Below are 25,748 nucleotides of genomic sequence, written 5' to 3'. Positions count from 1 at the left end.
CCAACGCGTAGGGTGTGTGCGGTACGCACGCACGCGGTTGCTTGATTGACGGTTTGCCGTTTCAACTTTTAACTTCGTTGAAGCTAGCGCTTTCAGACGGCCTCAAAGGTCGTCTGAAAGTGTCAAATTGAACGAAGTTAAAACCTCAAAAAACAAATCATTCCTTCTCCAACACCCAAACCACAAGCAAAAATCCTATGGCGCGTTATCGCAGAAACTTCATTGCCGGCGGCACATTCTTTTTCACCGTCAAACTCGCCGACCCGAAATCGCGCCTGCTTGTCGAACATATCGACTTATTGCGTGCGGCCTATATGGATGTGCAAAAACAATATCCCTTTGAAACCGTCGCCGTATGCGTACTGCCGAACCATATCCACGCCATTTGGACGCTGCCGCCCGACGATACGGATTATTCCCTGCGCTGGCGGCTGATTAAAACCAAATTCTCCGCCCATTTCCCTCGTGCCGAAAACCTGTCTGCCAGCAAACAGCGGCGGAACGAACGCGGTATTTGGCAACAGCGTTTTTATGAACACACCGTGCGCGACGAAACGGACTTGCAACGTTGTGCAGACTACATCCATTTCAATCCCGTCAAACATGGATTATGTGACAATGTCCGCGATTGGGCGTTTTCGTCGTTTCACCGTTATGTGCGGGACGGATGGCTGCTGTTAGATTGGGGTGGCACAAAAGAAACAGCGGTAATGAGTTTTGGGGAATGAATGCGCTATAAAACACTACCGACCGCGTGCGTGGCTGCGCCACACACTCTACCTGTGAATCAGACAGAACTTCAAAATATTAAAGTATCAAGCATTGTTATTTAATTTAATTAAAATCATGAAGTTGAAAGAGTCAGTCTATCTAAACATACTAAAGGCCGTCTGAAATTTCAGACGGCCCTTGCTTTTTTAAGTAATCCTTTTTTCAATGATTACGCCGCTTTACGGTGATAATGTCTGAGTGCGTGTTCTTTGCGCCGTCCGCTACTGAATGCGGATACGCGCTTCAAATAGCCGATGACGCGGGTGCCGTAGTCAATGTCGTGCGAACTGCAGGCGGAACAGGCATGCAGGGTGCGTTTGTCGATGTGACCGCATTCGTTGCAGATGGTGATACGTACGTTCACGCAGAAGTAGTTGCAGCCGGTTTGCGCGGCGATGTCCAGCAGCGAGCGGTAGCCGGATTCGGGCAAGGCTTCGTCAAGGTTCAGGTGCAGCGCAGATCCACCGTCAAGCCAATCCACCAGTTCTTTACCGTGCAGCAGGAATTTGTCGAGCGCGTTGATTTCTTCGTCTTCGACGACGTAGAAATAGGAGTTGTAGCATTCGCGGCTGACTTTGTAGCCGTCGGCTTTGTCCCATTTGGCGTTTTTTACGCCGAGGTTTTCGGCGGGGACAAACTCAGTGTTGAACTTCACGCCGTAGTGTTTGCTGGCGGCTTGGTTGGCTTCGAATATGGTTTTCAGACGACCTTGGACGAAGTTGATATAATCGTCGTTGTAGCCAACTTTGATGCCTTGTGATTCGGCGGCTTCCGCCATGCCGTTGATGCCGATGGTGAGGAACTGTTTGTCCAACGTGATGAAGCCTGCATCGTAAACGGGTAGCATTCCAGCGGCTTGGTATTCTTCCATCAGTTTGCGGTAGGCGTATTGGTATTTGTGGATTTTGGCGACTTCGGCAGCAAGGTCGCGTCCGTCTTGTTCCAGCCTGTTCATGTTGATGGTGATGACGTTGATGGAACCGGTCGCTACGCCGCCCGCGCCGAGGGTGTAGCTGAAAGTACGGTCTTCAATGGCGTTGCGCAGGCGGCAGCAGGAAGCCAAGGAGTCGGGATTATCGGAAAGATAAACGAAGAAGGAATTGCCTTCCGCCAATTCTTTCGCCATTTCGTCGGCAAACACGGTGTCTTTGCATTTGCCGCCATCAGTCAGCATCGCAGCGGTTACGACGGGGAATGTCAAAATGGCTTTGCTGCGTTCCTGATTAAACCATTTGAGGAAGAAGTTTTGCAGCTTCGCCACACTTGGCCACACTGGTTTGCTGAAATCGGGGAAGACGAAATCGCCAAACATCGCGTCGAAATAGTATTGATCGTAAACGGAAATATTCCAGAATACGCTCTGATAGCCACGCGCGGCGGCGGGCTGGTTGATGCTGTACACCACCTGCTGCATATGGTTGGCGATTTCTTTGCCGTGGGTTTCCAAATAATCATCACCGTAGTCTTTGCGGGCAAAGTAGTCGAAATAGGTCAGAAATTCCACCGTCGCCACCGCGCCGGCAAACTGCGCGCTGATGGCAAACACCAGGTTGATAAACGAGCCGCAAAACGAAGCCAAATGTTGTGGCGCCTTAGATTCTCCGCCGAGTTTGCTTAAGCCGTCGAGCAGGAAGGGATACAGCGTAACCGACACACAATAAGGCTTGAGGCTGGTTTCGTCATGCACATAAATCTCGTGCGCCTCAATCTGGCGGATGTATTCGTCAGCGACGGATTGATCGAAAATTTCGGCGATTTTGCGCGATACTTGGGCGCGGTTAATCTGTACGAAAAAGTCTTTCATGATTTCCGCTTCCATCGTGGCGATGTTTTTCTGGGTAACGTTGGCATTGGCGTCCATTTTCGAGCCGTCCGCCGCGTTTTGCGCGCTGATGTAGTCGCGCATGAATTGTAGTTTTCCGTTTAACTGTTCGGGATGCAGCCGAATCATGTTAATTCTCCTGTATGGTTTGGTTGATTTATCAAGCAATGACGGTCAGGCCGTCTGAAACATCGCTGTCAGCGAATACAATAAATTCAATTTAAATCAGTGCAATACAGCATTGAGCTAAATTGAAGCCACTGGAAAAACTTTAGGCGCAGGTTTGTCTTTGATAAACAAGCGGTTCAACACTTCGCCCGTACGCAAATCAATAAACTTCTGATTGGTGGTCGGGCTGTCCAAGCCGCCCAGCTCCATCTGCCAGCGGCCGGTTTTCAGATACGTCAGATAAGGCAGGATGCCGTCTGAAACCGCTTCCAGCTCCTCACGCTCCAGGCCTGTGTACAAACAGGCTTTCAAACCTTCCTCGGCAACAATAGCCAGCATTTTCTGCAAGACTTCCGGCTGCCATTCTCCGCCCATAAACAACACGCAGCTGATTAATCCGCGATAGCGTTTCAGACGGCCTTTTAAATAATCCTCGGTCAATTCCGTACCAATACCCTCTTTCCATGTATCGGCACTATGACAGCCTTTACAACGCAGAGGACAACCGGAAAACAGAAACGCCAGCGACACTTCGCCCGGCACTTCCTGCCAGACAATTTGCTCAACTGTAAATTTCAAGCTACTCATTGCAGCACCATAAAACACAAGATATGGTGCGAATTAAAACACAAGACTACTAGATATGGTATTTTTATTTAACAATGTATTTTACCCATACAATAGATTTTTATTATTTATCTGATTGTCTATTACTATAAAATAGTAGTTTTAAGCCAATAAAAAGGCCGTCTGAACACGATTCAGACAGCCTGTAATTAAAAAAAGAAAAGCAAACTCCGTTATAACAAAGACAGTTTTAACAAATCAAAAAAGGCCGTCTGAAATCATCTTTCAGACGGCCTCAATTTCAGGTTTTAGCCCCGATTCGAGCCTTTAACCATATCCATCAAAAACAATCGGCAATCCAAGTTACCATTAAACAGCGGAATTTTACGCTTCGGAGAAAGGCGCATAAATTTCGGCATATCGCGATCGCCGGTCAACATTCCGGCAAGCCAGCCTGCGTAATGCTGTTTCAACCATGTGCCCAGTTGCGGATAAAGCGCCTGTAAAGCCTGAATTTCGGCAAGGCGCACTCCATAAGGCGGATTGGAAATCATAATGCCGTGTTCGCCGTTTGGCCGCGCGGCTTGCGCATCTTGCACGTCAAAGCGGATGAAATTATCCACTTCGGCGACTTGGGCATTGGCCAATGCGGCACGGATCATATAACGGTCGTTGTCGCTGCCGGAAATGGGCGCGGCGGCCGGTTTGATTTGTTTTTCAGCTTCACGGCGCAAGGCTTGCCATTTTTCTTTGTCGAAGTTTTGCAGTTTTTCAAAACCGAAACGGCGCATCAAGCCCGGCGCACGGTGTGCTGCAATCCATGCAGCCTCAATGGCAATCGTACCGCTGCCGCAAAACGGGTCTTGGAAAGGTTGCGTACCGTCATAGCCTGCCAAAAGCAGCAAACCTGCTGCCAAATTCTCTCTCAATGGCGCTTCGCCGGTATCCTGACGATAGCCGCGTTTGAAGAGTGCTTCGCCGGAAGTATCGATAAAGATTTCCACATTGCGCTCATCGATAAAGGCATGAATGCGGATATCGGGGTTGATTTTGCCCACGCTCGGACGCGCATCATAAATATCGCGGAAGGCATCGCAGACGGCATCTTTGATTTTCAAACCGACAAAATCCAAGCTTTTCACATTGGCGCGCTTGCCTTCGACTTTGACTTTAAAGGTCTGCTCCAGCTTAAACCAACCTGTCCAATGCAGATTTCGTGCGAGTTTGTAGATATCGTGTTCGTTGCGATAACCGCCTTTGGTCAAACGCAGCAAAACACGGCTGGCAACGCGCGAATGCAGGTTGATACGATACACCTGTTCCATTGTGCCTTTACATGCCACACCGCCGTCAACAGCGCGGATATCCTGACATGCCATGTTTTCGAGTTCCTGCGTCAAAGGCGCTTCCAAACCGCGAGGACAAGTGATAAAAAGTGAATAAACCGTCATATAAAACCTTTCCGGGTAGAGCTATCCGAACCACTCGGATAACAAATAAAAACAATATTATAGCCGAAAACCAAAAGGCCGTCTGAAACTTCAGACGGCCTTTGAATAAAGCTTGCTTAGTGATCCAAACTGTCGGTTTCAACCTTAACCGCTTTATCGGTTTTGTCTTCCGGCAAAACCAAGTTCAACAATACCGCCATAATACCGCCGGCAGAAATTGAGTTTTGGAACAATACCGGCAGGTTTTTGAACACTTCCGGCTCAAACGCCACACCCAAACCCAAACCGACAGAAGTCGCCGCGATAACTGCTTCACGACGGCGAATACCGTGGCTGACCAAAATTCGCACGCCTGCAATCGCAATCAGGCCAAACATCAATACCATCGCACCACCCAAAACCGGACTCGGAATCGTGGTAAACGCGCGGCCGATAACAGGGAACAAACCCAACAATACCAAAATCGCTGCAATATATTTGCCCACATGGCGCGAAGCCACGCCGGTCATTTGAATCACGCCGTTGTTTTGCGCAAAAGTGGTCAAAGGCAAAGAGCCCAACGCAGTCGCAATCACAGACACTAAACCATCTGCCAATACACCACCGCGCAGACGTTTGGTGTATTCCTCACCCTCAATCGGCTGCTCGGAAACCATCGCAGTCGCCGTCAAATCACCTACTGCTTCAAATACGCTCAACAGGAAAATCGCACCGGCAACGATAAACGCGTGCCAATCAAATGCAAAACCATATTTAAACGGAACAGGCAGGGTAATCAGCGGCAAGTTTTGCAGGGCAGAAAAATCTACTTTGCCCAAAAACAGCGCAACAATATAACCGACAATCAAACCCACCGCGATGCCGCTCATACGCAGCAATGGATTTTTCAAGCAGTTGAAAACCAATACAATCAGCAACACCATCGATGCCAGACCTAAGTTTTCCATCGAGCCGAACGTGCCGTCTGCTTTCGCACCGAAGCCGCCGCCGAAATCGGTAATGCCGACATGTACCAAGCTCAAACCGATCAACATGACGACCACGCCGCTTACAGTTGGCGTAATCACTTTTTTCAGATAAGGCAAAAGCCAAGCGGAGAAGCACACCAAAAACGCGCCGACAAAGGACACGCCCAAGAGCGTTGAAATCATCACATCTTCAGTCAAGCCACCCTCTTTCATACCGGTACCGAGCGCAATCATCACGGTAACAAAAGAGAAGTTGACCGACTGAATCGACAACATACCCGAACCGACCGGCCCAAAACGGTTGACCTGCAAATAAGTACCGACACCGGAAGCCACCATCGCCATCGACACCAAATAAGCCGTCATTTCAACCGGCAGCTCCAATGCCCCACCGACAATCAGTGCCGGAGTAATCATCGGAACAAAAATCGCTAGAAGGTGCGTAACCGCACTCAACAACGCATTCCCAAACGGCGGCTTATCTTCCAAACCATAAACCAAATCAAGCGGTTCCGCTTGTTTTTCAGTCATTCCGGCCATGTTGAACCTTCTCTCAAGAATCGTTAAAAAATATTAAGATGCGTATTTTAACCAATTTGAAATGTATCAGCAAATTCAAAACCATCAGGCCGTCTGAAAGTTCCGCCCAGCCGTTTTCAGACGGCCTCAAACCGCCTTAACACATTTTAATTCTTGACATCATTTTTCCATCTCAAAACAAACAAACCAATGATTTAAAAATGTATTATTCATTAAGATAATGACAAGTCACCATCAAACTGCAAAGCCTCATAGCGGATATGTTTCACACAAACAACAAAGTAAGCTACAATCCACTGCATAATTCACCCACACCATAAAATTAAAGGTTTCCGTATGTTAAAAGGCAGTCTGGTTGCCCTGATTACTCCGATGAATCAAGACGGCAGCATCAACTACGAACAACTTCATGACTTAATTGACTGGCACATTGAAAACGGCACCGACGGTATCGTTGCAGTCGGCACCACCGGCGAGTCAGCCACCCTGCCTGTCGAAGAACATTTGGCCGTTATTGAAGCCACTGTCAAACACGTCAACAAGCGAGTTCCCGTTATCGCCGGCACAGGCGCCAACAATACTGTCGAAGCCATCGCCCTTTCCAAAGCCGCCGAGCAAGCCGGTGCGGACTACACCTTATCTGTTGTTCCCTACTACAACAAACCTTCGCAAGAAGGCATTTACCAACATTTCAAAGCCATCGCCGAAGCCACTTCGATTCCGATGGTTATTTATAATGTTCCCGGCCGTACCGTCGTCAGCATGAGCAACGACACTATTTTGCGTTTGGCCGAGATTCCGAATATCGTCGGCGTGAAAGAAGCCAGCGGCAATATCGGCAACAACATCGAATTGATCAACAGCGTTCCTGAAGGTTTTGCCGTATTCTCCGGTGACGATCCTACCGGCCTGCCTTTCATGCTGTGTGGCGGCCACGGCGTGGTAACCGTCGCAGCCAACGTTGCACCGAAACTCTTTGCCGACATGTGCCGAGCCGCCCTTGAGGGCGATATTGCGACCGCCCGTCGTCTAAACGAGCAACTTATCCCAATTTATAACACCATGTTCTGCGAGCCCAGCCCGGCCGCGCCCAAATGGGGCCTGAGCTTATTGGGCAAATGCGAACCCCATGTTCGTCTGCCTTTGGTAGCACTGACCGAAGCCGGTCAAGCCAAAGTCCGAGCCGCTCTGGAAAAATCAGGACAAATCTGATCCGGAAATAAGGCCGTCTGAATCCCAAACACCCTTTTCAGACGGCCTCCCTGTTAAGAACTTCATCCACAGGAAAACAAGATGACCTATATCAAACCCATCGTAGTAGCCCTCGCCCTGATTAGCATGACTGCCTGTTCCGGCAGCAAAAAAGAACAACCCAAACTCGACTATCAAAGTCAATCACACCGCTTGGTCAAACTGGAAGTACCACCTGATTTGAACAACCCAGACCAAGGCAACCTCTATCAATTACCGGCAGGCAGCGGCGCCGTCCGTGCCAGCGACTTCAACAAACGCCGCACTCAAGCCGTACAACAACCTGCCAATGCAGAAGTTTTGAAATCCGTTAAAGGCGTACGCCTTGAGCGTGACGGCAACCAGCGCTGGTTGGTTGTCGATGGCAAATCGCCTCGCGAAATTTGGCCGTTGCTGAAAGTGTTCTGGCAAGAAAACGGTTTCGACATCAAATCTGAAGAACCGGCCATCGGCCAAATGGAAACCGAGTGGGCTGAAAACCGAGCCAAGATCCCTCAAGACAGCCTGCGCCGCCTGTTGGATAAAGTCGGCTTGGGCGGCATCTACTCTACCAGCGAACGCGACAAGTTCATCATCCGCATCGAACAAGGTAAAAACGGTTCGACCGACATCTTCTTCGCCCACAAAGGCATGAAAGAAGTTTATGCCGACCGTAAAAAAGACACTACGATGTGGCAGCCGGGTGAAAACGACCCTAACCTCGAAGCCGCATTCCTCGCCCGCTTTATGCAATACTTAGGCGTTGACGGTCAGCAAGCCGAACAGGCTCTGACCCAAAGCGTTGCCGCCCGCAGCAATGCTTCTGAATTGGCCCGTGTGGACAACGGCACTCTGTTGCTGGCAGGCGATTACGGCCGCAACTGGCGCCGTACCGCCCTTGCGCTTGACCGCATCGGCCTGACTGTTATCGGTCAAAATGCCGAACGCCGCGCCTTCTTGGTTCAACAAGCGCCAACCGAAGGTGAAGCAGTTGCCAATAAAAAACCGGGCCTGTTCAAACGCGTATTTGGCAAAGGCAAAGCAGAAGCGCCAAAAACATATCCTGAAATCATCGTCTATGTTGAGCCTATCAACAATGGCGCACGCCTCCATCTGTTGAATAAAGACGGCAGCCCATACAAAGGCAGCGATGCCTCCACATTGCTGAGCCGCCTGCACACAGAATTGCGTTAATCCGTTATTCGACTTAAGGCCGTCTGAAATATTCAGACGGCCTTTTTAACGAATCCGGCATGGTTTCAAATTCCCAATCTGACGTTATAATCAGAACATTTTCCCCCTCCCCCAAGCTGCCATGACCCGACAAAAAGCCTATCTGCTCCTGACCGCCCTGTTTACCCTGATGTTTATCGTACTGATTCTGTTGGGCGCTTATCTTCTGAGCATTCACAGCAAACAATTTGCCGTTGCCGCCTTTCTGTTTGCCTTTGCAGCCGTTTTTGCCCAAATCGGCAGCCTTGCCCTTTACATCCGCCACAAAGCACGCGCACAAATGGCTCGTATGCAGCAAACCGAAAACCATTAAGGAAAAACCATGTTTGAAAAAATCGTCCTTGCCAGTGGCAACGCAGGCAAACTCAAAGAATTTTCCCGCCTCTTTGCCGACTTAAACATCGAAGTCCTGCCGCAATCGCAGTTCAATACGCCCGAATGTCCCGAGCCGTACCATACCTTTATTGAAAATGCCCTGGCTAAAGCACGTCATGCCGCCCAATACAGCGGCTTACCGGCACTTGCCGACGACTCCGGCATCTGCACCAACGCCTTAAACGGCGCACCCGGTATTTTCTCCGCACGTTATGCAGGCGAAAACCCCAAATCCGATGCCGCAAACAACGCCAAACTCTCTGCCGATCTTGCCGATAAAGACGACAAAAGCTGCTACTACGTCTGCGTACTCGTACTCGTCCGCCACGAAAACGACCCGCAACCCATCATCGCAGAAGGCATCTGGCGCGGACAATGGCAGACCGAGGCAGCCGGTACAAACGGCTTCGGCTACGACCCGCATTTCTATCTTGCCGAACACGGCTGCACCGCCGCCGAGCTTGACCCTGAAATCAAAAATGCCGAAAGCCACCGCGCCCAAGCATTGCGTGAATTGTTAAGAAAAATTGAATCCTTATAAATCGATAACAGGCCGTCTGAAAACCTGAAACGTTTTTTTAGATGTTCCAAATCCAATAAATAATAAAAGAAATCCATGTCCCCTAAGCAAATCTTGATTGTCGCCATCCGCTTGGTCGTTTTAATCGGTATCGTACAAACGCTTGGCAGCATCGCGACCATATTCGTACAGACAGAAAGCATGTATGACAGTAAACAAATCTCATCCGTACTGATGCTCTACGGCTTGTATTTAATTGCATGGCTGCTGCTATGGTGTTTCCCTGCCACCATTGCCAACCGCCTGTTGCCCGAACATCTGCAAACCGTACAGGAAGCCCCAAAACACCCTGCACCATGGCTGACGACCGGTATTGTATTAATAGGCATATATACTGTTTTTCCAAGCTATCCCCGACCTAATTTACCAGTTCTCTCTCTATCTTTTTGTACAGTCTATTGCTATCGACACACATACATCCGTTTGGGCGGACCTCGGCGCACAAAACCAAGCCGGTATACTTGCCAACATCGCGCAGCTTTTTATCGGCATTTTCCTGCTATTCGGCGCACCAAAACTCTCGTCTTGGATACGCAAAAGACTTTAACAACAGGCCGTCTGAAACCTTCAGACGGCCTACCTCACATTCATTCCCATGCCCAAACCCTCACCTGAAGAATTGGCAGCCTTTGCAAAACACGTCGCTGCCTTTATCCCAACCATACCTGACGAACTTCTGCAACTCATCGACAGTCAAGAAACTGCTATCGTCTTTTTAGGCAAACCAAGCTGTTCATACTGTCGCCGTTTTGTTGCAAAACTGTCTACCGTTTCCTTAAACAAGCAGCTTACCATCCGCTTTACCGACAGCAGCAACAAAGCAGCTTTAAAAACTTTTCGTGAACAACACGGCATCCAAACTGTTCCCGCTCTACTCAAAATCTCACAAGGCAAAATAAAATTCGTCTGCAATTCCAAATTATCAGAAGAAGAAATTGAAGCTTTTTTGAGCGCTTAGACTTCGCATATTTCCTACTGATTACTTTCCCAGCCTACATTTCAGTTAAAATAACGACCTAAAAATTTCAGACGGCCTTAAGCCTCAACACATACCATGACCAAAATCACTTTCCAACGCCCCGGCCAGCTAACCGCCCTGCCTCCTTTATCACTCTATATCCACATTCCATGGTGCATCAAAAAATGCCCGTATTGCGACTTTAATTCACACAGCCTGAAAAACGGCCTGCCGGAAGAAGCCTATATCGATGCCCTATTAACCGACTTGCAACTTGAATTGCCCAATATTTGGGGCAGACCGGTGGAAACCATATTTTTCGGTGGCGGCACACCCAGCCTGTTTCAAGCGGAATCAATTGACCGTTTGTTAAGCGGCGTGCGTTCGCTGTTACGCTTACAACCTGAAGCGGAAATTACTTTAGAAGCGAACCCGGGCACATTTGAAATTGAGAAGTTTCAAGGATTTAAAGACGCAGGCATTACGCGCCTGTCTATTGGCGTGCAGAGTTTTAACGACGATATGCTTGCTCGATTGGGACGCGTTCACAATGGCAAAGAAGCCCTGACAGCTATTGATACTGCATTGAAATTATTTGATAAAGTCAATATTGATTTGATGTATGCCCTGCCAAACCAAACGGTTCAGACGGCCTTAAACGATGTGCAAACCGCTATCGCAACAGGCGTATCGCATATCAGCGCATATCATCTGACAATGGAACCGAACACGCCTTTCGGTCATACGCCGCCCAAAGGATTGCCGCAAGATGAAGCAGCATTGGATATTGAAGATGCCGTACACGGTGCATTGGAAGGCGCAGGCTTTATTCACTACGAAACATCGGCTTTTGCAAAACCTGGTATGCAGTGCCGCCATAATTTGAACTATTGGCAGTTCGGCGATTACTTGGGTATAGGTGCGGGCGCACACGGCAAAATCTCCTATCCTGACCATATCGAACGCACCGTCCGCCGTCGTCATCCCAACGACTATCTTGCCGCCATGCAGAGCAATCCGCATGAAGCAGTTGAACGAAAAACCATTGCCGCCGAAGACCTTCCATTCGAATTCATGATGAACGCCCTGCGCCTGACCGACGGCGTACCTGCCGCAATGTTGCAGGAACGTACCGGCGTACCCACTGCAAAAATCATGGCACAAATCGAAACCGCCAGACAAAAAGACCTGCTTGAATCAGACCCGACCGTGTTCCGCCCGACCGAACAAGGCTGTTTGTTCTTAAACGATTTGTTACAGTGTTTTTTATAAGTGCGATTTTACAACAGCTGACACATTTTTAGATTTGCTTAATTTTCCACAAGAAAATACAATCAGAATAATTGTTGGGAATGAACAATCCCGGCGATTATCCACTACTCCTAATCCTACATTAAGGACAAAACAATGAAAAAAGTTCTGGTAACACTGATTGCTCTTTCCCTGCCTGCATTTGCATTGGCTGATGAAACCAAAGGTTTTTATGTTCAGGCTGATGCTGGTCATGCTACTGTAAAACTGGGTGGCGCATCAATTAAAGGCTTTAGCCCTCGTATTTCTGCAGGCTACGATTTCGGCGATTTCCGTGTTGCTGCCGACTATACGCATTATAAATCTGCAAAGATTAATGTACCTTCGGTATATGCTGAGGCTAAATATCACAGTGCCGGTGTATCTGCTATTTATGATTTTGACCTGCAAGCTCCTGTAAAACCTTATGTAGGTGTTCGCCTGGGTCTTAACCACTCTACTCATAAATATCAAACAGCCGAACAAACAGCTGAACGTAAGGATACTAAAATTGGCGTAGGTGCAATGGCTGGTGTAAGTTACGATGTAACTCAAAATGTAGCACTGGATGCAGGCTATCGCTATAACCACTGGAGCAAGATCAATAACGTTAAGCTCCATTCCCACGAAGTATCTGCCGGTGTACGCGTAAAATTCTAATATTTAAATACTTGGCATGAAGTAACGATTGCTTCATGCATCAAGTAACAAAAGGCCGTCTGAAACCTGTTTCTCAGGATTTTAGACGGCCTTTAAGTTGTTTAAATATGTCTAACTTTTTGCTGCTTTTACTTTTGATGCAAACCACAGCGCCGCAGCCGTACCTGCCATATCGGCAATGCCGTCCGCGATCGAACCCTGGCGCGTAGTAGTCAGAAATGCCTGAGCCAGCTCGCTTCCTATTGCAAACAATAAAGCGGCAAACAGAATGCCTTTATGGGGAATATTCCTATTGTCTTGAATAAATATTTTTGCGCACAGCCATGCCTGTCCGAAAAACAGTCCGAAATGGCCAACTTTATCAAAATGGGGAAATGGTGGAGCGCTATTGCCGCCCTCTTTGAAAAGTAAGGCATAAATGGCGGCGGCAAACCAGATAAAGGCAGCGGCAGTGAATTTGTTTAATGGTAAGGCTTTCATTTGTCGGCCTCTTCATCCAGCCATGTTTGGCAGATATCTGCCAAGCGGACAAATTTCCCACCCCGCGCCTTCAAAATATCACGCCATTGTGCCACTTCTTCTGCATCCGGGGCATCTTCAATACTGCATTCGTAAAGGCAGAAGTCTAATGTTTCGCCAACAATGCCCGGGGGTTCGGTCTGCATAAGGCTGGTCAGTTCGTTCATATTTACTGTTTCTTCGATTGGTTTATCGCTAGCCAGACTGCGCCGTCTGTTTTCAGGCCGTCTGAACATGATGTACAAGGTTGCCCGTTTGATTCGGGTACGCTTACTTACTGTGTAAAAAACGTGTTGCCTCTTCCCATTCGCCATTCAACACGGCCGGCAATCCTTGCAGAGATTTGGCGATGGAGTCATCAATTTGTTGTCTGTGTTCTGCCGACGGTTTATTCAACACATAACCGACAACCAGATTACGGTCGCCCGGATGATCAATACCCAAGCGCAGGCGGTAGAAATTAGGCGTACCTAAACGAGCCTGAATGTCTTTGAGACCATTGTGTCCACCGTTGCCGCCGCCAAGTTTGAATTTGATACGACCGCATGGAATATCCAGCTCGTCATGAACCACCAAGATTTCCTCCGGCTTGATTTTGTAAAACTGAGCCAAAGCGGCAACAGCCTGACCGGAACGGTTCATAAAGGTCATGGGTTTGAGCAGCCAAACATCGCCATCAGGCGTAGTGGCGCGCGCTACTTCACCGTAAAATTTCTTTTCGTCTTTTAAATTGACTTTCCATTTCCACGCCAGCTCATCCAACAGCCAAAAGCCGACATTGTGGCGCGTTTGTTCGTATTCTTGGCCTGGATTACCCAAACCGACGATTAATTTAATTTTCAAGCTCATTACTGTTCTTTCAGTTTGACAGGCCGTCTGAAAAAGTTTCAGACGGCCTTCGATTTATTCTTGCCCTGCGCGTTTACGTCTCGCTTCTTTCGGATCAATCAACAATGGACGATAAACCTCAATCCGATCGCCATTGCGCAACGCTGTCTCGTCTTTCACTGCCTTGCCGAAAATACCCAAAGGCGCTTGCTGCAAATCCAACTCTGGGAACTCTACCTCCAAACCGCTTTGCAGGGCGGCTTCGCGTACGGTTGTCCCTTCGGCAACGGTCATGTTCTTCAACACTTGCCTATCGGCCAGTCCGTAAACAATTTCAATCTCAAGCATAGCGGCGGTCGGCCTCTTTAATAAAAGCATCCACCAATGTACCGGCGAGATGGCCGAATACCGGGGAAATCATGGCAGAGAGTACGGCATTGGAGAAATCGTATTCTAATCTGAATTCGACTTTGCACATATCATCGCCCAAGTCGATAAATTTCCAAGTGCCGCGCAGGGTTTTAAATGGTCCTTCGAGCAAATCCATGCGGATTTCCTGCCCTGGGATATTGTGGTTGTGTGTCGCAAACGACTGCTTGACGCGCATATAGTCCATAAACAGGCGCGCTTTTAGCTCATTGCCTTTGCGTTCGATGACTTCGGTCTTGCTGTACCACGGCAAAAATTTTGGATAGTCCTCAACTTTGTCCACCAGCTCAAACATTTCCTTAGCGCTATGCAGCACCAATACGTTTTTCTCGACTTTTTTCATGTGGTTGTAGACCTTGTTTTTGAATATTCGGGGTTCAGACGGCATGATTTAGAAAAATATCCGCCCTACTTTGGGACAAAATTCCCAATTTAAACCGCTTCTCCATTTTGTTTCGCTTCCAGCCATTCCCAGCGTTCCAGCTTTTCCAAAAGCGACATCTCGATTTCTTCCGCCCTGCTTTGCAATGCGCCTGCTTTTTCGTAATCTTTGAAAATTTCAGGATCGGAAAGCTGGGTATTGATTTCAGCCTGCTCGGTTTCCAAAGCGGCGATTTCGTCAGGCAGGGTATCGAGTTCGCGCTGTTCTTTATAGGAAAGTTTGACCGTGCGGTTGGCTTTGGGTTTGACTTTCTCAGGCTCGGCAACCGCTTTGGGCGCAGAGGCCGTCTGAATTTTCTCTTCCCGCGATTTTGCGTCGATATAGTCCTGATAGCCGCCAATGTATTCTTTCAGACGGCCTTGTCCTTCGAAAACAATGCTTTGAGTAATCACATTATCCAAGAACATACGGTCATGCGAGACAAGGAATACCGTGCCTTGGTAATCACGCAGCAAGTCTTCAAGCAGCTCTTGGGTGTCGATATCCAAGTCATTGGTCGGTTCGTCCAAGACCAAAATATTGGCAGGACGGGTAAAGAGTTTTGCCAACAGGAGGCGATTGCGTTCGCCGCCGGAGAGCGATGAAACAGGACTTTGTGCGCGGGCTGGATGGAACAGGAAATCTTCTAAATAGCTCATCACATGCTTTTTCTTGCCGCCGACTTCAACGTAATCGTTGCCCTGTCCGAGCGTGTAAAACACAGTATCATTTTCATTCAAGGCGCTGCGGAACTGGTCGAAATAGGCAACTTCCTGTTTACTGCCGATGCGGATTCTGCCGTAGGTCGGCTGCAATTCGCCTAAAATCAGCTTAAGGAAGGTGGTTTTACCGATGCCGTTTGGACCGATTAAGCCGATTTTGTCACCGCGTTGCAAAATGGCGGAGAATTTGTCCATGATAACTTTGTCGCCATAGGCAAACGAAGCGTGTTCCAATTCGGCGATGATTTTGCCGCTTTTCTCACCGCTGTCGAGCTTAAAGTTGACCTGTCCCTGCACGTTGCGACGTTCGGCGCGCTGGCGGCGCAGTTCTTCCAAACGGCGCACGCGGCCTTCATTACGGGTACGGCGCGCTTCGATGCCTTTGCGTATCCACGCTTCTTCCTGCGCGTGGAATTTGTCGAAGAGGCGGTTGTGTTCCGCCTCAACCGCCAACTCTTGCGCTTTTTTCTCGCTATATTTGGAGAACGATCCGGGATAGGAGCGCAGAATGCCGCGGTCGAGTTCGACGATGCGCGTGGCGATATTATCCAAAAAACGGCGGTCGTGGGTAATCACGACCAAGCTGCCTTCAAACGCTTTGAGCAGGTTTTCCAGCCAGATAATCGCATCAATGTCCAAATGGTTGGTCGGCTCGTCCAGCAGCAATACGTCGGGCTTTTGCACCCAAGCCTGCGCCAAAGCGACACGCTTTTTCTGACCGCCGGAAAGGTTGCCGATTTTTTCGTTTTCCGGCAAACCGAGTTCCCCCAAAGTCTGCTTGACTGCCGCATCCAGCTTCCAGCCGTCCTTCGCTTCAATTTCGAGTTGTAATTCGTTGAGTTCTTTCAATAAAGCCTCACTCGAACCATTTTCCAACTCATGGCTGACATGATGATAACGGCGCAATAAATTACGAATTTCTCCCAATCCTTCGGCAACGGTATCAAATACGGTTGCTTCCTTATCAAAAAAAGATTCCTGCGGCACATAAACGATTTTAAGATTGTTTTGAACAATAATCTGCCCGTCATCGAGCTTTTGTACGCCTGCAAGGATTTTTAAAAACGAAGACTTACCCGCACCGTTACGGCCGATTAAACCGATTTTCTCGCCGCTGTCGAGTTGAAAAGAAGTTTTATCGAGCAAGGCGACGTGGCCGACAGCAAAAGAAGCATTTTCTACGGATAAGATATTCATGGGGAAACTTCAAAAAAGAAAAGGGGGACATTTTAACCGATTATCGGCAGATATTTGCCGACAATCATATGAAATTGAAAGTATCAGGCCGTCTGAAAGCGGTTTTCAGACGGCCTTCATTATTATTCTTGAACCTTCAAACCGAAATGTAGATAGGCTCGTTCGGTTGCTACGCGTCCACGCGGTGTACGTTGCAAAAAGCCCTGCTGAATCAGATATGGTTCAATCACATCTTCGATGGTATCGGTTGATTCGCCAATCGCAGCAGCCACGTTTTCCAAACCGACAGGACCGCCGCTGAACTTGTGCAAAATCGCCTCAAGGAATTTCCTGTCCATCACATCCAAACCTTGCCCGTCCACATCCAGCATGCTTAAGGCAGCATCGGCAATTTCCGCATCAATCACGCCGTTATTTTTCACATCGGCATAATCACGCACACGTCGCAAAAGACGGTTGGCAATACGCGGCGTACCGCGACTGCGCTTGGCCACTTCTATCGCGCCCTCTTCACCCATATCTAACTGCAACAACTGGGCAGAACGGGCAACAATAGTTGCTAAGTCTTTGTTTTGATAAAACTCCAATCGGGACACGATACCGAAACGGTCGCGCAAAGGGTTGGTCAGCATGCCGGCGCGGGTCGTCGCGCCTACCAATGTAAACGGCGGCAAATCGATTTTGACCGAACGCGCGGCCGGCCCCTCTCCTATCATGATGTCCAACTGATAATCCTCCAGCGCAGGATAAAGGATTTCTTCAACCACGGGGCTTAAGCGGTGGATTTCATCGATAAACAGCACATCATGCGGCTCGAGGTTGGTCAACAAGGCTGCAAGGTCGCCGGCACGTTCCAAAACCGGGCCGCTGGTTTGGCGCAAATTAACGCCTAACTCTTTGGCAATAATGTGTGCCAAAGTAGTTTTGCCCAAACCCGGAGGGCCAAACAGCAAAGTGTGGTCAAGCGCTTCGCCACGTTTTTTCGCCGCCTGAATAAAAATGGCCAACTGCTCTTTGGCTTTATCCTGCCCGATATAGTCGTCTAAAGTTTTCGGACGTAAAGCGCGTTCAAGCAACTCTTCCTGAGCGGAAATATTTTGAGCAGTGATAATGCGCTGAGGTTGTGCAGAAGTAAGATTATCGGTTTGTAACATAATGTTTCTAAATTCTAAGACCGTTCCCGACCCGTTATTTCAGACGGCCCGAACAATCAGATAAAGCGGTTAAATTATGATTTTGGCCATTATACCCGATAAGGCCGAGCCGCTTTTCCCTCAAATCTAAATCCCACGAAAATTTTCGTTTTCAGACGACCAAAGCAACGTATAATAAACGGTTAATTCAAATACCTATCGCATTCAGGAGAACACATGAGCCTCAAGCAAAAAGTCATCGCCATCGACGGCCCCAGCGCATCCGGCAAAGGGACGGTTGCCTCACGCGTAGCCGAAGCCTTGGGTTTTCTTTACCTCGACTCCGGTGCGCTTTACCGCCTGACCGCGCTTTACGCACAAAAACAAAATGTTGCCTGGACAGATGAAGATGCCGTCAGCACACTGGCAGAAACCTTGCCCGCACAATTTGAAGGCAGCGCCGTATTATTGAATGGCGAAGATGTATCCGAGCAAATCCGTACCGAAGCGATCGGCATGGGCGCATCTGCCGTCGCGCAGTTGCCTAAAGTGCGTACCGCCCTTTTGCAGCGCCAACGCGATTTCTTAACCGAAAAAGGTTTGGTCGCCGACGGTCGTGATATCGGCTCGGTTATTTTCCCTGATGCCGCATTAAAAATTTTCCTGACCGCAAGTGCCAATGTCCGCGCCCAACGTCGTGCCAAACAACTCGGTATCCCATGCGAAGGCATTGCATTCGAGCGCATTCTGTCAGACATTGAAGCGCGTGATGAAGCAGACCGCCGCCGCCCTGTTGCTCCGTTGAAACAGCTGCCCGACGCCCAGCTTTTAGATACTGATAACCTTTCTATCGAAGAAGCTGTAAAAAAAGTGCTTGATTGGTATCATAAAGTTTAAAATTTGGAGTATAATCGCGAAGTTTTCATTTCAGACGGCCTGTTAACCCTATAACAAGGCCGTCTGAAAACATTTCCCAACCTGCCGCGCCAAGGACGGCAGGTCATTTCAAACCTAACCCGCACCCCTTGGCGGTGTACCGAAAAGAGTATATATGACTATGGAAAATTTTGCCCAGCTGCTGGAAGAAAGCTTTACCCTGCAAGAGATGAACCCAGGTGAAGTGATTACTGCCGAAGTAGTCGGCATCGATCAAAACTTCGTTACCGTTAACGCAGGTCTGAAATCAGAATCTCTGATTGATGTTGCTGAATTCAAAAACGCTCAGGGCGAGATTGAAGTTAAAGTTGGCGATTTCGTTACCGTTACCATCGAATCTGTTGAAAACGGCTTCGGCGAAACCAAACTGTCCCGCGAAAAAGCCAAACGCGCTGCCGACTGGATCGCTTTGGAAGAAGCTATGGAAAACGGCGACATCCTGTCCGGCGTTATCAATGGCAAAGTCAAAGGTGGTCTGACTGTTATGATCAACAGCATCCGCGCATTCCTGCCGGGTTCTTTGGTTGACGTACGTCCCGTTAAAGACACTTCCCACTTTGAAGGCAAAGAAATCGAATTCAAAGTCATCAAACTGGACAAAAAACGCAACAACGTCGTGGTTTCCCGCCGCGCCGTTCTGGAAGCTACTTTGGGTGAAGAGCGCAAAGCCCTACTGGAAAACCTGCAAGAAGGCTCTATCATCAAAGGTATCGTTAAAAATATCACCGACTACGGTGCGTTCGTTGACTTGGGCGGTATCGACGGTCTGTTGCACATCACCGACTTGGCATGGCGCCGTGTGAAACACCCGAGCGAAGTTCTGGAAGTCGGTCAAGAAGTTGAAGCCAAAGTCCTGAAATTCGACCAAGACAAACAACGTGTTTCTCTGGGTATGAAACAATTGGGTGAAGATCCTTGGAGCGGCCTGACCCGTCGTTACCCACAAGGTACCCGCCTGTTCGGTAAAGTATCCAACCTGACCGACTACGGTGCGTTCGTTGAAATCGAACAAGGCATCGAAGGTTTGGTACACGTTTCCGAAATGGATTGGACCAACAAAAACGTACACCCAAGCAAAGTTGTTCAACTGGGTGACGAAGTTGAAGTAATGATCCTGGAAATCGACGAAGACCGCCGCCGTATCTCTTTGGGTATGAAACAATGCCAAGCTAACCCTTGGGAAGAATTTGCCGCCAACCACAACAAAGGCGACAAAATCTCCGGCGCAGTTAAATCTATCACTGACTTCGGCGTATTCGTAGGTCTGCCTGGCGGTATCGACGGCCTGGTTCACTTGTCTGACCTGTCTTGGACTGAAGCCGGCGAAGAAGCTGTACGCAAATACAAAAAAGGTGAAGAAGTTGAAGCCGTTGTATTGGCAATCGACGTTGAAAAAGAACGCATCTCTTTGGGTATCAAACAACTGGAAGGTGATCCGTTCGGCAACTTCATCAGCGTAAACGACAAAGGTTCTTTGGTTAAAGGTTCTGTGAAATCTGTTGACGCTAAAGGTGCCGTAGTTGCTCTGTCTGAAGAAGTTGAAGGCTACCTGCCTGCTTCTGAATTCGCTGCTGACCGCGTTGAAGACCTGACTACCAAACTGAAAGAAGGCGACGAAGTTGAAGCCGTTATCGTTACCGTTGACCGCAAAAACCGCAGCATCCGTCTGTCTGTTAAAGCGAAAGACGCTAAAGAAAACCGCGAAGTGCTGAATTCAGTTAACGCCGCTGCAACTGCCAATGCCGGTACTACTAGCCTGGGCGACTTGCTGAAAGCCAAACTGTCCGGCGACCAAGAATAAGGTTGCAGACATGACGAAGTCTGAATTGATGGTTCGCCTTGCAGAAGTGTTTGCCGAAAAAAATGGCAACCAACTGCTGGCTAAAGATGTCGAATACAGTGTAAAAGTCTTGGTTGATACCATGACCCGCTCACTGGCTCGTGGACAACGTATCGAAATCCGCGGCTTCGGCAGCTTCGACTTGAACCACCGCCCTGCCCGTATCGGGCGCAACCCGAAAACCGGCGAACGCGTGGAAGTGCCAGAAAAGCATGTTCCTCACTTCAAACCGGGTAAAGAGTTGCGTGAGCGTGTAGACTTGGCATTGCAAGAAAGTGCTCATTAATACTTAGTAGCAAAACGCCGCAGAAATGCGGCGTTTTTTTGTTTTCGCCCAAAATACCAAGACCTGCTCTTTTCACGCATACCTTAATCGCACACTATTTCAACTATATTTACTACAATGCTTTTGCAAAAAACGCAGGCCGTCTGAAATCATTTATAATAGACCGACTATTCTGTAATGAAAACATCATTCCAACTACTGTCCAAACTATTGCGGATGATGTTTCAACTATCGCCAGTAAAGCATAATAAAGGTTACACATGAGCAATAGAGACCAACTATTCACACCACCTCCATTTGAAAACCACAGCCCATTGACTTGGTATCAAGCAGCAGCCGAACAGCCCAACTTTATCCGCGACGAAGCCCAAGCGCGAGCCATTGAATATTTGGATCGTTTATGGACCGAGCTGATGATGTTCAAACGCAAACGCAACCGTTTTCTCGGCCGTAGCTTGCGTTCCCCTCAAGTACCTAAAGGACTCTATTTTTATGGTGGCGTAGGACGCGGTAAAAGCTTTTTGATGGATGCTTTTTTCGGCTGTCTCCCTTATCGTCGTAAGCGTCGCGTGCATTTCCATGCCTTCATGGCCGAAATCCATCAACGCCTTAAAGTCTTGAAAAGCGAAGCCAATCCCTTAAAAGCCGTTGCAACAGAGATTGCCAAAGAAACACGTGTATTATGCTTTGATGAGTTTCACGTCAGCGATATTGCCGATGCCATGATTTTGGGCCGTTTACTGGAAAACCTGTTGAGTGAAGGTGTAGTCTTGGTAGCCACTTCCAACTACGCCCCGTCCGAACTCTATCCTCAAGGCCAAAATCGCAGCAGCTTTCTCCCAACCATCGCCCTTATCGAGTCCAACCTGACCGTTTTAAATGTGGATGGCGGCGAAGATTACCGCTTACGTACGCTGCGTCCTGCCGAAATTTTCTTTGTCCCCAATAATGAAGAGAACGAGCAAAAACTGGCTGCTTTATTTAAAGAAATGAGCGGAATCTCTGAATTAAACCCAGGCATCAGTATTATTCATGGACGGGAAATTCCTCATAAAGCCCAGTCAGAACGCGCCATCTGGTTTGATTTCCGTGCATTATGTTTTGGCCCGCGCTCACAAGCTGACTATTTGTATTTAGCCGAACATTACGAGATGGTTTTCCTTTCAGGATTAGAACGTCTAACCCCGCAAGAAAAAGCAGAAGCACGCCGTCTGACATGGTTAATTGACGTTTTATACGATTTCCGTGTGAAGCTGTGCGCCACTAGCGCAGTTGGCGTAAACGATATTTACGTTGAAGGCGATTTTGCCGAAGAATTTACCCGTACAGCCAGCCGTATGATCGAAATGCAATCTGAAGTCTATTTAGAACAACCACACCTAACTTTAAGCAAATAATGCCTTTCCCAAAAAGGGGCGAAATTTGGTAGAATACACTTCCCTCGCCTCTTGGCTACAGCAACTTACCTTTCAATAAAAACAAGGACATAACATGGCCATCGAACGTACTATTTCCATCATCAAACCCGATGCAGTAGAAAAAAACGTCATCGGCAAGATTTACAGCCGCTTTGAAGAAAACGGCTTGCGCATTATTGCGGCAAAAATGAAACATCTCTCTAAGCGTGAAGCAAAAGAGTTTTATGCCGTACACAAAGACCGCCCTTTTTACGAAGACTTAGTTAAATTCATGACACGCAATCCCGTCATGATTCAAGTATTGGAAGGTGAAAACGCCGTTGCTAAAAATCGCGAATTGATGGGCGCAACCAATCCGGCTGATGCCGCTCCAGGCACAATCCGTGCCGACTTTGCAGAATCTATCAGTGTCAATGCCGTACATGGTTCTGACAGCGTTGAAAATGCTGCAATTGAAATTGCTTACTTCTTCAGCCAAAGCGAAATCTGCCCACGCTAAGAGCAAAAGCCTGTAGCCGCTTTACGGCCGTCCGATTCATATCGGACGGCAAAACTGCTTTGTATGTCCTACAAATTAAAGGCCGTCTGAAAATCCAAAGGCTTTTAAAGCAAAGCTGCCCAATAAGCCCCTTTGCTTTAAAAGCTTTACTGAGAAACATAAAAATACATGAAAACCAATCTACTGAATTATGATTTAAACGGACTGACGCAACACTTTGCCGAAATGGGCGAAAAACCTTTTCGCGCCAAGCAGGTAATGCGTTGGATGCATCAAGCGGGTGCACAAAACTTTGAAGAAATGACTGATTTGGCCAAATCATTGCGCGCCAAGTTGAATGAACAAGCCACAATCGAAGTGCCTAAATTAATGATGGCACAAGAATCTACTGATGGCACACGCAAATGGTTGCTGGATGTCGGCACGGGCAACGGTGTAGAAACCGTCTTCATTCCCGAAGCCGAACGCGGTACTTTGTGTATCTCTTCCCAAGTCGGTTGCGCATTGGAATGCACCTTCTGCTCTACCGGACGACAAGGTTTCAACCGCAACCTGACTGCCGCTGAAATTATCGGTCAGCTTTGGTGGGCCAATAAAGCCATGGGCGTTACCCCTAAAAACGAACGCGTTATCTCCAACGTCGTGATGATGGGCATGGGCGAACCCATGGCAAACTTTGACAATGTTGTTACCGCGTTAAACATTATGCTGGATGACCACGGCTACGGCTTGAGCCGCCGTCGCGTAACCGTTTCCACTTCAGGGATGGTTCCACAAATGGACAGGCTGCGTGATGCAATGCCTGTTGCTTTGGCTGTATCTTTACACGCATCCAACGATGAAGTGCGTGATCAGATTGTTCCCCTCAACAAAAAATACCCGCTCAAAGAATTGATGGCGGCCTGTCAACGTTATTTGGTCAAAGCACCCCGTGATTTTATTACCTTTGAATACGTTATGCTCGACGGTATCAACGATAAAGCGCAACATGCGCGTGAATTGATTGAATTGGTTAAAGACGTACCATGCAAATTCAATCTGATTCCGTTCAATCCTTTCCCAAATTCCGGCTACGAACGTTCTAGCAATGAAAATATCCGTGTCTTCCGCGATATTCTGCAACAAGCCGGCTTTGTCGTTACTGTCCGCAAAACCCGCGGCGACGATATCGATGCCGCTTGCGGACAATTGGCCGGACAAGTACAAGATAAAACACGCCGCCAACAAAAATGGCAACAGATTTTGGTCGAACAATAAGGTTAATTATGAAAATCAAGTTCGGATTCGCTTTACTTACCGCACTTACTCTTTCAGCCTGCGCTTCCTCTTCCGGCCCAAGCCCTAAAGAACGTGCCATTCAAGTTTCTAATATCAAAACCCAACTGGCTGTAGAATATATGCGCGGCCAAAACTACCGCCAAGCTACTGAAAGTATCGAAGAGGCGCTTCAGTCCAATTCAAAAAATGACCTTGCTTGGTTGGTACGCGCCGAGATTTATCAGTATTTGAAGGTCAAAGATAAAGCCCAGGAAAGCTTTCTTAAAGCATTGTCTTTAAAACCTGATAGCGCGGAAGTCAACAACAACTACGGTTGGTTCTTGTGCAATCAAATGAATGCACCAGCCGAATCTTTGGCTTATTTTGATAAAGCACTGGCCGACCCAACCTATCCAAGCCCCTTTATTGCCAATATGAATAAAGGCATTTGCAGTGCAAGGTTAGGCCAATACTCTTTGGCTCAAGCCTATTTGGAAAGGTCTTTGGCGGCCAATCCACAATTCTTCCCTGCTTTCAAAGAGCTTGCCCGAACCAAAATGATGGCAGGCAATCTGAACGATGCCGACTATTATTTCCGCCAATACCAAAGCAAAGTTGATGTCCTGCAGGCTGACGATTTGCTTTTAGGCTGGCGTTTGGCTACCGCCTTGGGCAATAAACACGCCGCATACGAATACGAAGCCCAACTTAGGGCAAACTTCCCTTATTCAGACGAACTACAGACTGTCACAACAGGCCACTAAATGGAAAATAACGATAAAATCAACTACGACACACAAGCCGCCAAAACATTGGGGGATGAATTACGCAAACACAGAACTGATGCCAAAATCGATATTCAAGATGTTGCTTCACGGTTGAAACTGTCTGCCGAACAAATTGATGCTTTGGAAAAAGGCGAATATTCAGGCTTTCCCGGTTTAGTCTTTGTTTCAGGCTATCTGCGTTCATATGCACGATTTCTGAAAATCGACGAACAAACCATCGCCAAACATTTGCTCTCCATTACTCCGCAACTTGAAGACCATGTATACGCGGTAACACGCAGTGCCAATGCCGGCTTAAGCTACAAAGACACTGAAAAACAAGGCTTCCCAAAATGGATATTGGGAGTAGCCGCATTGGCTTTAGCAATAGGCGGTGTTTACTTTTGGCAAAGTAAATCTAGCTATGAAAACGAACAGGCAAATATTCAAAACAGCAAAGATGTTGCTGATACGATGAAAACGCCTGCCTTAAAAACGGATAATATTGCCGTTAGCGAAATGACAGAAGACGGCAAAAAAGAAATCACCAATAAGTCTGAAGCGGCTAATGATCAAGCTGCCTCAGCAGCTTCCGCCGTCGTACAAGAAGAGAAGCCTGCCGTCAAAGTTGAGAAAGACGAACTTTGGATTAAAGTCCAATACCGAAGCAATCTGATTATTACAGACAAAGATGGAAAAGTAGTATTCAGCCGTATTGTTCCAGCCGGAAGCGAACAACGTCTGAGAGGCGGCGCTCCCTACAATGTTTGGATCGGTATTGCAGCCGGCTCGGAAGCCAATTACGGCGGCACACCTATCGAACCTTTGAAATACCGTGTTGCCGGTGAAAAATCCGCCTCTTTTGTTGCAGGAAAAAACTAAA

At 48.0% G+C, this 25,748-nt stretch carries 28 protein-coding genes; 17 read left to right on the top strand and 11 right to left on the bottom strand.

Annotated features, from left to right (window positions below):
• Positions 1-197 precede the first annotated feature (197 nt).
• Positions 198-728, top strand: coding sequence for an REP-associated tyrosine transposase (locus ACTHTU_RS00290; RefSeq protein ID WP_440361388.1), 531 nt, complete (start codon positions 198-200; stop codon positions 726-728).
• A 212-nt stretch (positions 729-940) separates the two neighbouring features.
• Here the strand turns inward: ACTHTU_RS00290 and nrdD are convergent, their stop codons facing one another.
• From nrdD to ACTHTU_RS00270, 4 genes are all read right to left on the bottom strand, one after another.
• Positions 941-2,722, bottom strand: a complete 1,782-nt coding sequence (gene nrdD / locus ACTHTU_RS00285; RefSeq protein ID WP_440361387.1) for an anaerobic ribonucleoside-triphosphate reductase — start codon at positions 2,720-2,722, stop codon at positions 941-943.
• A 117-nt stretch (positions 2,723-2,839) separates the two neighbouring features.
• Positions 2,840-3,349: an anaerobic ribonucleoside-triphosphate reductase activating protein gene (gene nrdG, locus ACTHTU_RS00280; RefSeq protein ID WP_440361386.1), complete on the bottom strand. Its 510-nt coding sequence runs from the start codon at positions 3,347-3,349 to the stop codon at positions 2,840-2,842.
• Positions 3,350-3,636: 287 nt separating this feature from the next.
• Positions 3,637-4,779 carry a THUMP domain-containing class I SAM-dependent RNA methyltransferase gene (locus tag ACTHTU_RS00275; RefSeq protein WP_440361385.1) on the bottom strand — a complete coding sequence of 381 codons (1,143 nt, stop codon included), beginning with the start codon at positions 4,777-4,779 and terminating at the stop codon, positions 3,637-3,639.
• A gap of 116 nt (positions 4,780-4,895) precedes the next feature.
• Positions 4,896-6,287 (bottom strand): nucleobase:cation symporter-2 family protein, encoded by a 1,392-nt coding sequence (locus ACTHTU_RS00270; protein ID WP_440361384.1) that lies wholly within the window; start codon positions 6,285-6,287, stop codon positions 4,896-4,898.
• A gap of 336 nt (positions 6,288-6,623) precedes the next feature.
• On the opposite strand from ACTHTU_RS00270, the gene dapA reads away from it, so the two are divergent.
• From dapA to ACTHTU_RS00230, 8 genes are all read left to right on the top strand, one after another.
• Complete coding sequence (gene dapA / locus ACTHTU_RS00265) at positions 6,624-7,499, top strand: 4-hydroxy-tetrahydrodipicolinate synthase (protein WP_004519769.1); 876 nt, start codon at positions 6,624-6,626, stop codon at positions 7,497-7,499.
• Positions 7,500-7,580: 81 nt separating this feature from the next.
• On the top strand, positions 7,581-8,711 hold the full coding sequence (gene bamC / locus ACTHTU_RS00260; protein WP_049351545.1) for an outer membrane protein assembly factor BamC: 1,131 nt from the start codon (positions 7,581-7,583) through the stop codon (positions 8,709-8,711).
• 121 nt (positions 8,712-8,832) lie between these two features.
• The gene (locus tag ACTHTU_RS00255) at positions 8,833-9,063 is read left to right on the top strand and encodes an NGO_0222 family membrane protein (RefSeq protein ID WP_003679018.1); all 231 of its coding nucleotides are present in this window, start codon (positions 8,833-8,835) and stop codon (positions 9,061-9,063) included.
• Between the two features lie 9 nt (positions 9,064-9,072).
• A complete protein-coding gene (gene rdgB / locus ACTHTU_RS00250) occupies positions 9,073-9,666 on the top strand; it encodes an RdgB/HAM1 family non-canonical purine NTP pyrophosphatase (protein WP_377072936.1) in 594 nt (197 codons plus the stop codon).
• A gap of 75 nt (positions 9,667-9,741) precedes the next feature.
• A complete protein-coding gene (locus ACTHTU_RS00245; RefSeq protein WP_440361383.1) occupies positions 9,742-10,320 on the top strand; it encodes a hypothetical protein in 579 nt (192 codons plus the stop codon).
• A complete protein-coding gene (locus ACTHTU_RS00240) occupies positions 10,301-10,663 on the top strand; it encodes a thioredoxin family protein (RefSeq protein WP_440361382.1) in 363 nt (120 codons plus the stop codon). Before ACTHTU_RS00245 ends, ACTHTU_RS00240 begins: the two co-directional genes overlap by 20 nt.
• A 96-nt stretch (positions 10,664-10,759) precedes the next feature.
• The gene (gene hemW, locus ACTHTU_RS00235) at positions 10,760-11,935 is read left to right on the top strand and encodes a radical SAM family heme chaperone HemW (RefSeq protein WP_440361381.1); all 1,176 of its coding nucleotides are present in this window, start codon (positions 10,760-10,762) and stop codon (positions 11,933-11,935) included.
• Between the two features lie 135 nt (positions 11,936-12,070).
• On the top strand, positions 12,071-12,613 hold the full coding sequence (locus ACTHTU_RS00230) for an opacity family porin (protein WP_049344773.1): 543 nt from the start codon (positions 12,071-12,073) through the stop codon (positions 12,611-12,613).
• Between the two features lie 111 nt (positions 12,614-12,724).
• On the opposite strand, the gene ACTHTU_RS00225 is transcribed toward ACTHTU_RS00230, so the two are convergent.
• From ACTHTU_RS00225 to ruvB, 7 genes are all read right to left on the bottom strand, one after another.
• Positions 12,725-13,093, bottom strand: coding sequence for a VanZ family protein (locus ACTHTU_RS00225; protein WP_440361380.1), 369 nt, complete (start codon positions 13,091-13,093; stop codon positions 12,725-12,727).
• A complete protein-coding gene (locus tag ACTHTU_RS00220) occupies positions 13,090-13,299 on the bottom strand; it encodes a dioxygenase (protein ID WP_315039242.1) in 210 nt (69 codons plus the stop codon). Before ACTHTU_RS00220 ends, ACTHTU_RS00225 begins: the two co-directional genes overlap by 4 nt.
• A 103-nt stretch (positions 13,300-13,402) precedes the next feature.
• Entirely contained in the window at positions 13,403-13,981 is a 579-nt protein-coding gene (gene pth, locus ACTHTU_RS00215; RefSeq protein ID WP_440361379.1) for an aminoacyl-tRNA hydrolase, read from the bottom strand.
• A 54-nt stretch (positions 13,982-14,035) separates the two neighbouring features.
• Positions 14,036-14,308 carry an RnfH family protein gene (locus tag ACTHTU_RS00210; RefSeq protein WP_070826201.1) on the bottom strand — a complete coding sequence of 91 codons (273 nt, stop codon included), beginning with the start codon at positions 14,306-14,308 and terminating at the stop codon, positions 14,036-14,038.
• The gene (locus ACTHTU_RS00205) at positions 14,301-14,732 is read right to left on the bottom strand and encodes a type II toxin-antitoxin system RatA family toxin (RefSeq protein ID WP_003683270.1); all 432 of its coding nucleotides are present in this window, start codon (positions 14,730-14,732) and stop codon (positions 14,301-14,303) included. The genes ACTHTU_RS00210 and ACTHTU_RS00205 overlap by 8 nt, the downstream gene beginning before the upstream one ends.
• An 89-nt stretch (positions 14,733-14,821) precedes the next feature.
• Entirely contained in the window at positions 14,822-16,729 is a 1,908-nt protein-coding gene (locus ACTHTU_RS00200; RefSeq protein WP_440361378.1) for an ATP-binding cassette domain-containing protein, read from the bottom strand.
• A 122-nt stretch (positions 16,730-16,851) separates the two neighbouring features.
• Complete coding sequence (gene ruvB, locus ACTHTU_RS00195; protein WP_315039249.1) at positions 16,852-17,883, bottom strand: Holliday junction branch migration DNA helicase RuvB; 1,032 nt, start codon at positions 17,881-17,883, stop codon at positions 16,852-16,854.
• A gap of 216 nt (positions 17,884-18,099) precedes the next feature.
• Between ruvB and cmk the strand changes: the two genes are divergently transcribed.
• The 8 genes from cmk (at position 18,100) to ACTHTU_RS00155 (ending at position 25,747) form a co-directional block, all read left to right on the top strand.
• Positions 18,100-18,759 (top strand): (d)CMP kinase, encoded by a 660-nt coding sequence (gene cmk, locus ACTHTU_RS00190; protein ID WP_315039251.1) that lies wholly within the window; start codon positions 18,100-18,102, stop codon positions 18,757-18,759.
• 154 nt (positions 18,760-18,913) lie between these two features.
• Entirely contained in the window at positions 18,914-20,599 is a 1,686-nt protein-coding gene (gene rpsA, locus ACTHTU_RS00185) for a 30S ribosomal protein S1 (protein ID WP_440361377.1), read from the top strand.
• Between the two features lie 10 nt (positions 20,600-20,609).
• On the top strand, positions 20,610-20,924 hold the full coding sequence (locus ACTHTU_RS00180; RefSeq protein ID WP_003678992.1) for an integration host factor subunit beta: 315 nt from the start codon (positions 20,610-20,612) through the stop codon (positions 20,922-20,924).
• A 260-nt stretch (positions 20,925-21,184) separates the two neighbouring features.
• Entirely contained in the window at positions 21,185-22,321 is a 1,137-nt protein-coding gene (gene zapE, locus ACTHTU_RS00175; protein ID WP_049333700.1) for a cell division protein ZapE, read from the top strand.
• A gap of 94 nt (positions 22,322-22,415) precedes the next feature.
• The gene (ndk, locus tag ACTHTU_RS00170; protein WP_440361376.1) at positions 22,416-22,841 is read left to right on the top strand and encodes a nucleoside-diphosphate kinase; all 426 of its coding nucleotides are present in this window, start codon (positions 22,416-22,418) and stop codon (positions 22,839-22,841) included.
• A 168-nt stretch (positions 22,842-23,009) separates the two neighbouring features.
• The gene (rlmN, locus tag ACTHTU_RS00165; protein ID WP_440361375.1) at positions 23,010-24,098 is read left to right on the top strand and encodes a 23S rRNA (adenine(2503)-C(2))-methyltransferase RlmN; all 1,089 of its coding nucleotides are present in this window, start codon (positions 23,010-23,012) and stop codon (positions 24,096-24,098) included.
• Positions 24,099-24,106: 8 nt separating this feature from the next.
• Positions 24,107-24,862 (top strand): type IV pilus biogenesis/stability protein PilW, encoded by a 756-nt coding sequence (gene pilW / locus ACTHTU_RS00160; protein ID WP_440361374.1) that lies wholly within the window; start codon positions 24,107-24,109, stop codon positions 24,860-24,862.
• Positions 24,863-25,747, top strand: coding sequence for a helix-turn-helix domain-containing protein (locus ACTHTU_RS00155; RefSeq protein ID WP_440361373.1), 885 nt, complete (start codon positions 24,863-24,865; stop codon positions 25,745-25,747).
• The last annotated feature ends 1 nt before the right edge of the window (position 25,748 follow it).

The sequence above is a fragment of the Neisseria sp. P0020.S005 genome, assembly GCF_051957055.1.
GTDB lineage: Bacteria > Pseudomonadota > Gammaproteobacteria > Burkholderiales > Neisseriaceae > Neisseria > Neisseria subflava_A.
This window is presented reverse-complemented; position numbering and strand designations above follow the sequence as displayed.

What these genes read in the sequence shown, in the direction of transcription:
- dapA (WP_004519769.1), top strand. Translation starts at nt 6,624, where the DNA reads ATGTTAAAAGGCAGTCTGGTTGCCCTGATTACTCCGATGAATCAAGAC.
- rdgB (WP_377072936.1), top strand. Translation starts at nt 9,073, where the DNA reads ATGTTTGAAAAAATCGTCCTTGCCAGTGGCAACGCAGGCAAACTCAAA.
- cmk (WP_315039251.1), top strand. Translation starts at nt 18,100, where the DNA reads ATGAGCCTCAAGCAAAAAGTCATCGCCATCGACGGCCCCAGCGCATCC.
- ACTHTU_RS00240 (WP_440361382.1), top strand. Translation starts at nt 10,301, where the DNA reads ATGCCCAAACCCTCACCTGAAGAATTGGCAGCCTTTGCAAAACACGTC.
- ACTHTU_RS00270 (WP_440361384.1), bottom strand. Translation starts at nt 6,287, where the DNA reads ATGGCCGGAATGACTGAAAAACAAGCGGAACCGCTTGATTTGGTTTAT.
- ACTHTU_RS00180 (WP_003678992.1), top strand. Translation starts at nt 20,610, where the DNA reads ATGACGAAGTCTGAATTGATGGTTCGCCTTGCAGAAGTGTTTGCCGAA.
- pilW (WP_440361374.1), top strand. Translation starts at nt 24,107, where the DNA reads ATGAAAATCAAGTTCGGATTCGCTTTACTTACCGCACTTACTCTTTCA.
- ACTHTU_RS00210 (WP_070826201.1), bottom strand. Translation starts at nt 14,308, where the DNA reads ATGCTTGAGATTGAAATTGTTTACGGACTGGCCGATAGGCAAGTGTTG.
- ACTHTU_RS00200 (WP_440361378.1), bottom strand. Translation starts at nt 16,729, where the DNA reads ATGAATATCTTATCCGTAGAAAATGCTTCTTTTGCTGTCGGCCACGTC.
- ACTHTU_RS00220 (WP_315039242.1), bottom strand. Translation starts at nt 13,299, where the DNA reads ATGAACGAACTGACCAGCCTTATGCAGACCGAACCCCCGGGCATTGTT.
- hemW (WP_440361381.1), top strand. Translation starts at nt 10,760, where the DNA reads ATGACCAAAATCACTTTCCAACGCCCCGGCCAGCTAACCGCCCTGCCT.
- ruvB (WP_315039249.1), bottom strand. Translation starts at nt 17,883, where the DNA reads ATGTTACAAACCGATAATCTTACTTCTGCACAACCTCAGCGCATTATC.
- ACTHTU_RS00155 (WP_440361373.1), top strand. Translation starts at nt 24,863, where the DNA reads ATGGAAAATAACGATAAAATCAACTACGACACACAAGCCGCCAAAACA.
- ACTHTU_RS00290 (WP_440361388.1), top strand. Translation starts at nt 198, where the DNA reads ATGGCGCGTTATCGCAGAAACTTCATTGCCGGCGGCACATTCTTTTTC.
- ACTHTU_RS00245 (WP_440361383.1), top strand. Translation starts at nt 9,742, where the DNA reads ATGTCCCCTAAGCAAATCTTGATTGTCGCCATCCGCTTGGTCGTTTTA.
- nrdD (WP_440361387.1), bottom strand. Translation starts at nt 2,722, where the DNA reads ATGATTCGGCTGCATCCCGAACAGTTAAACGGAAAACTACAATTCATG.
- ACTHTU_RS00230 (WP_049344773.1), top strand. Translation starts at nt 12,071, where the DNA reads ATGAAAAAAGTTCTGGTAACACTGATTGCTCTTTCCCTGCCTGCATTT.
- ndk (WP_440361376.1), top strand. Translation starts at nt 22,416, where the DNA reads ATGGCCATCGAACGTACTATTTCCATCATCAAACCCGATGCAGTAGAA.
- ACTHTU_RS00225 (WP_440361380.1), bottom strand. Translation starts at nt 13,093, where the DNA reads ATGAAAGCCTTACCATTAAACAAATTCACTGCCGCTGCCTTTATCTGG.
- rlmN (WP_440361375.1), top strand. Translation starts at nt 23,010, where the DNA reads ATGAAAACCAATCTACTGAATTATGATTTAAACGGACTGACGCAACAC.
- nrdG (WP_440361386.1), bottom strand. Translation starts at nt 3,349, where the DNA reads ATGAGTAGCTTGAAATTTACAGTTGAGCAAATTGTCTGGCAGGAAGTG.
- bamC (WP_049351545.1), top strand. Translation starts at nt 7,581, where the DNA reads ATGACCTATATCAAACCCATCGTAGTAGCCCTCGCCCTGATTAGCATG.
- rpsA (WP_440361377.1), top strand. Translation starts at nt 18,914, where the DNA reads ATGACTATGGAAAATTTTGCCCAGCTGCTGGAAGAAAGCTTTACCCTG.
- pth (WP_440361379.1), bottom strand. Translation starts at nt 13,981, where the DNA reads ATGAGCTTGAAAATTAAATTAATCGTCGGTTTGGGTAATCCAGGCCAA.
- ACTHTU_RS00205 (WP_003683270.1), bottom strand. Translation starts at nt 14,732, where the DNA reads ATGAAAAAAGTCGAGAAAAACGTATTGGTGCTGCATAGCGCTAAGGAA.
- zapE (WP_049333700.1), top strand. Translation starts at nt 21,185, where the DNA reads ATGAGCAATAGAGACCAACTATTCACACCACCTCCATTTGAAAACCAC.
- ACTHTU_RS00255 (WP_003679018.1), top strand. Translation starts at nt 8,833, where the DNA reads ATGACCCGACAAAAAGCCTATCTGCTCCTGACCGCCCTGTTTACCCTG.
- ACTHTU_RS00275 (WP_440361385.1), bottom strand. Translation starts at nt 4,779, where the DNA reads ATGACGGTTTATTCACTTTTTATCACTTGTCCTCGCGGTTTGGAAGCG.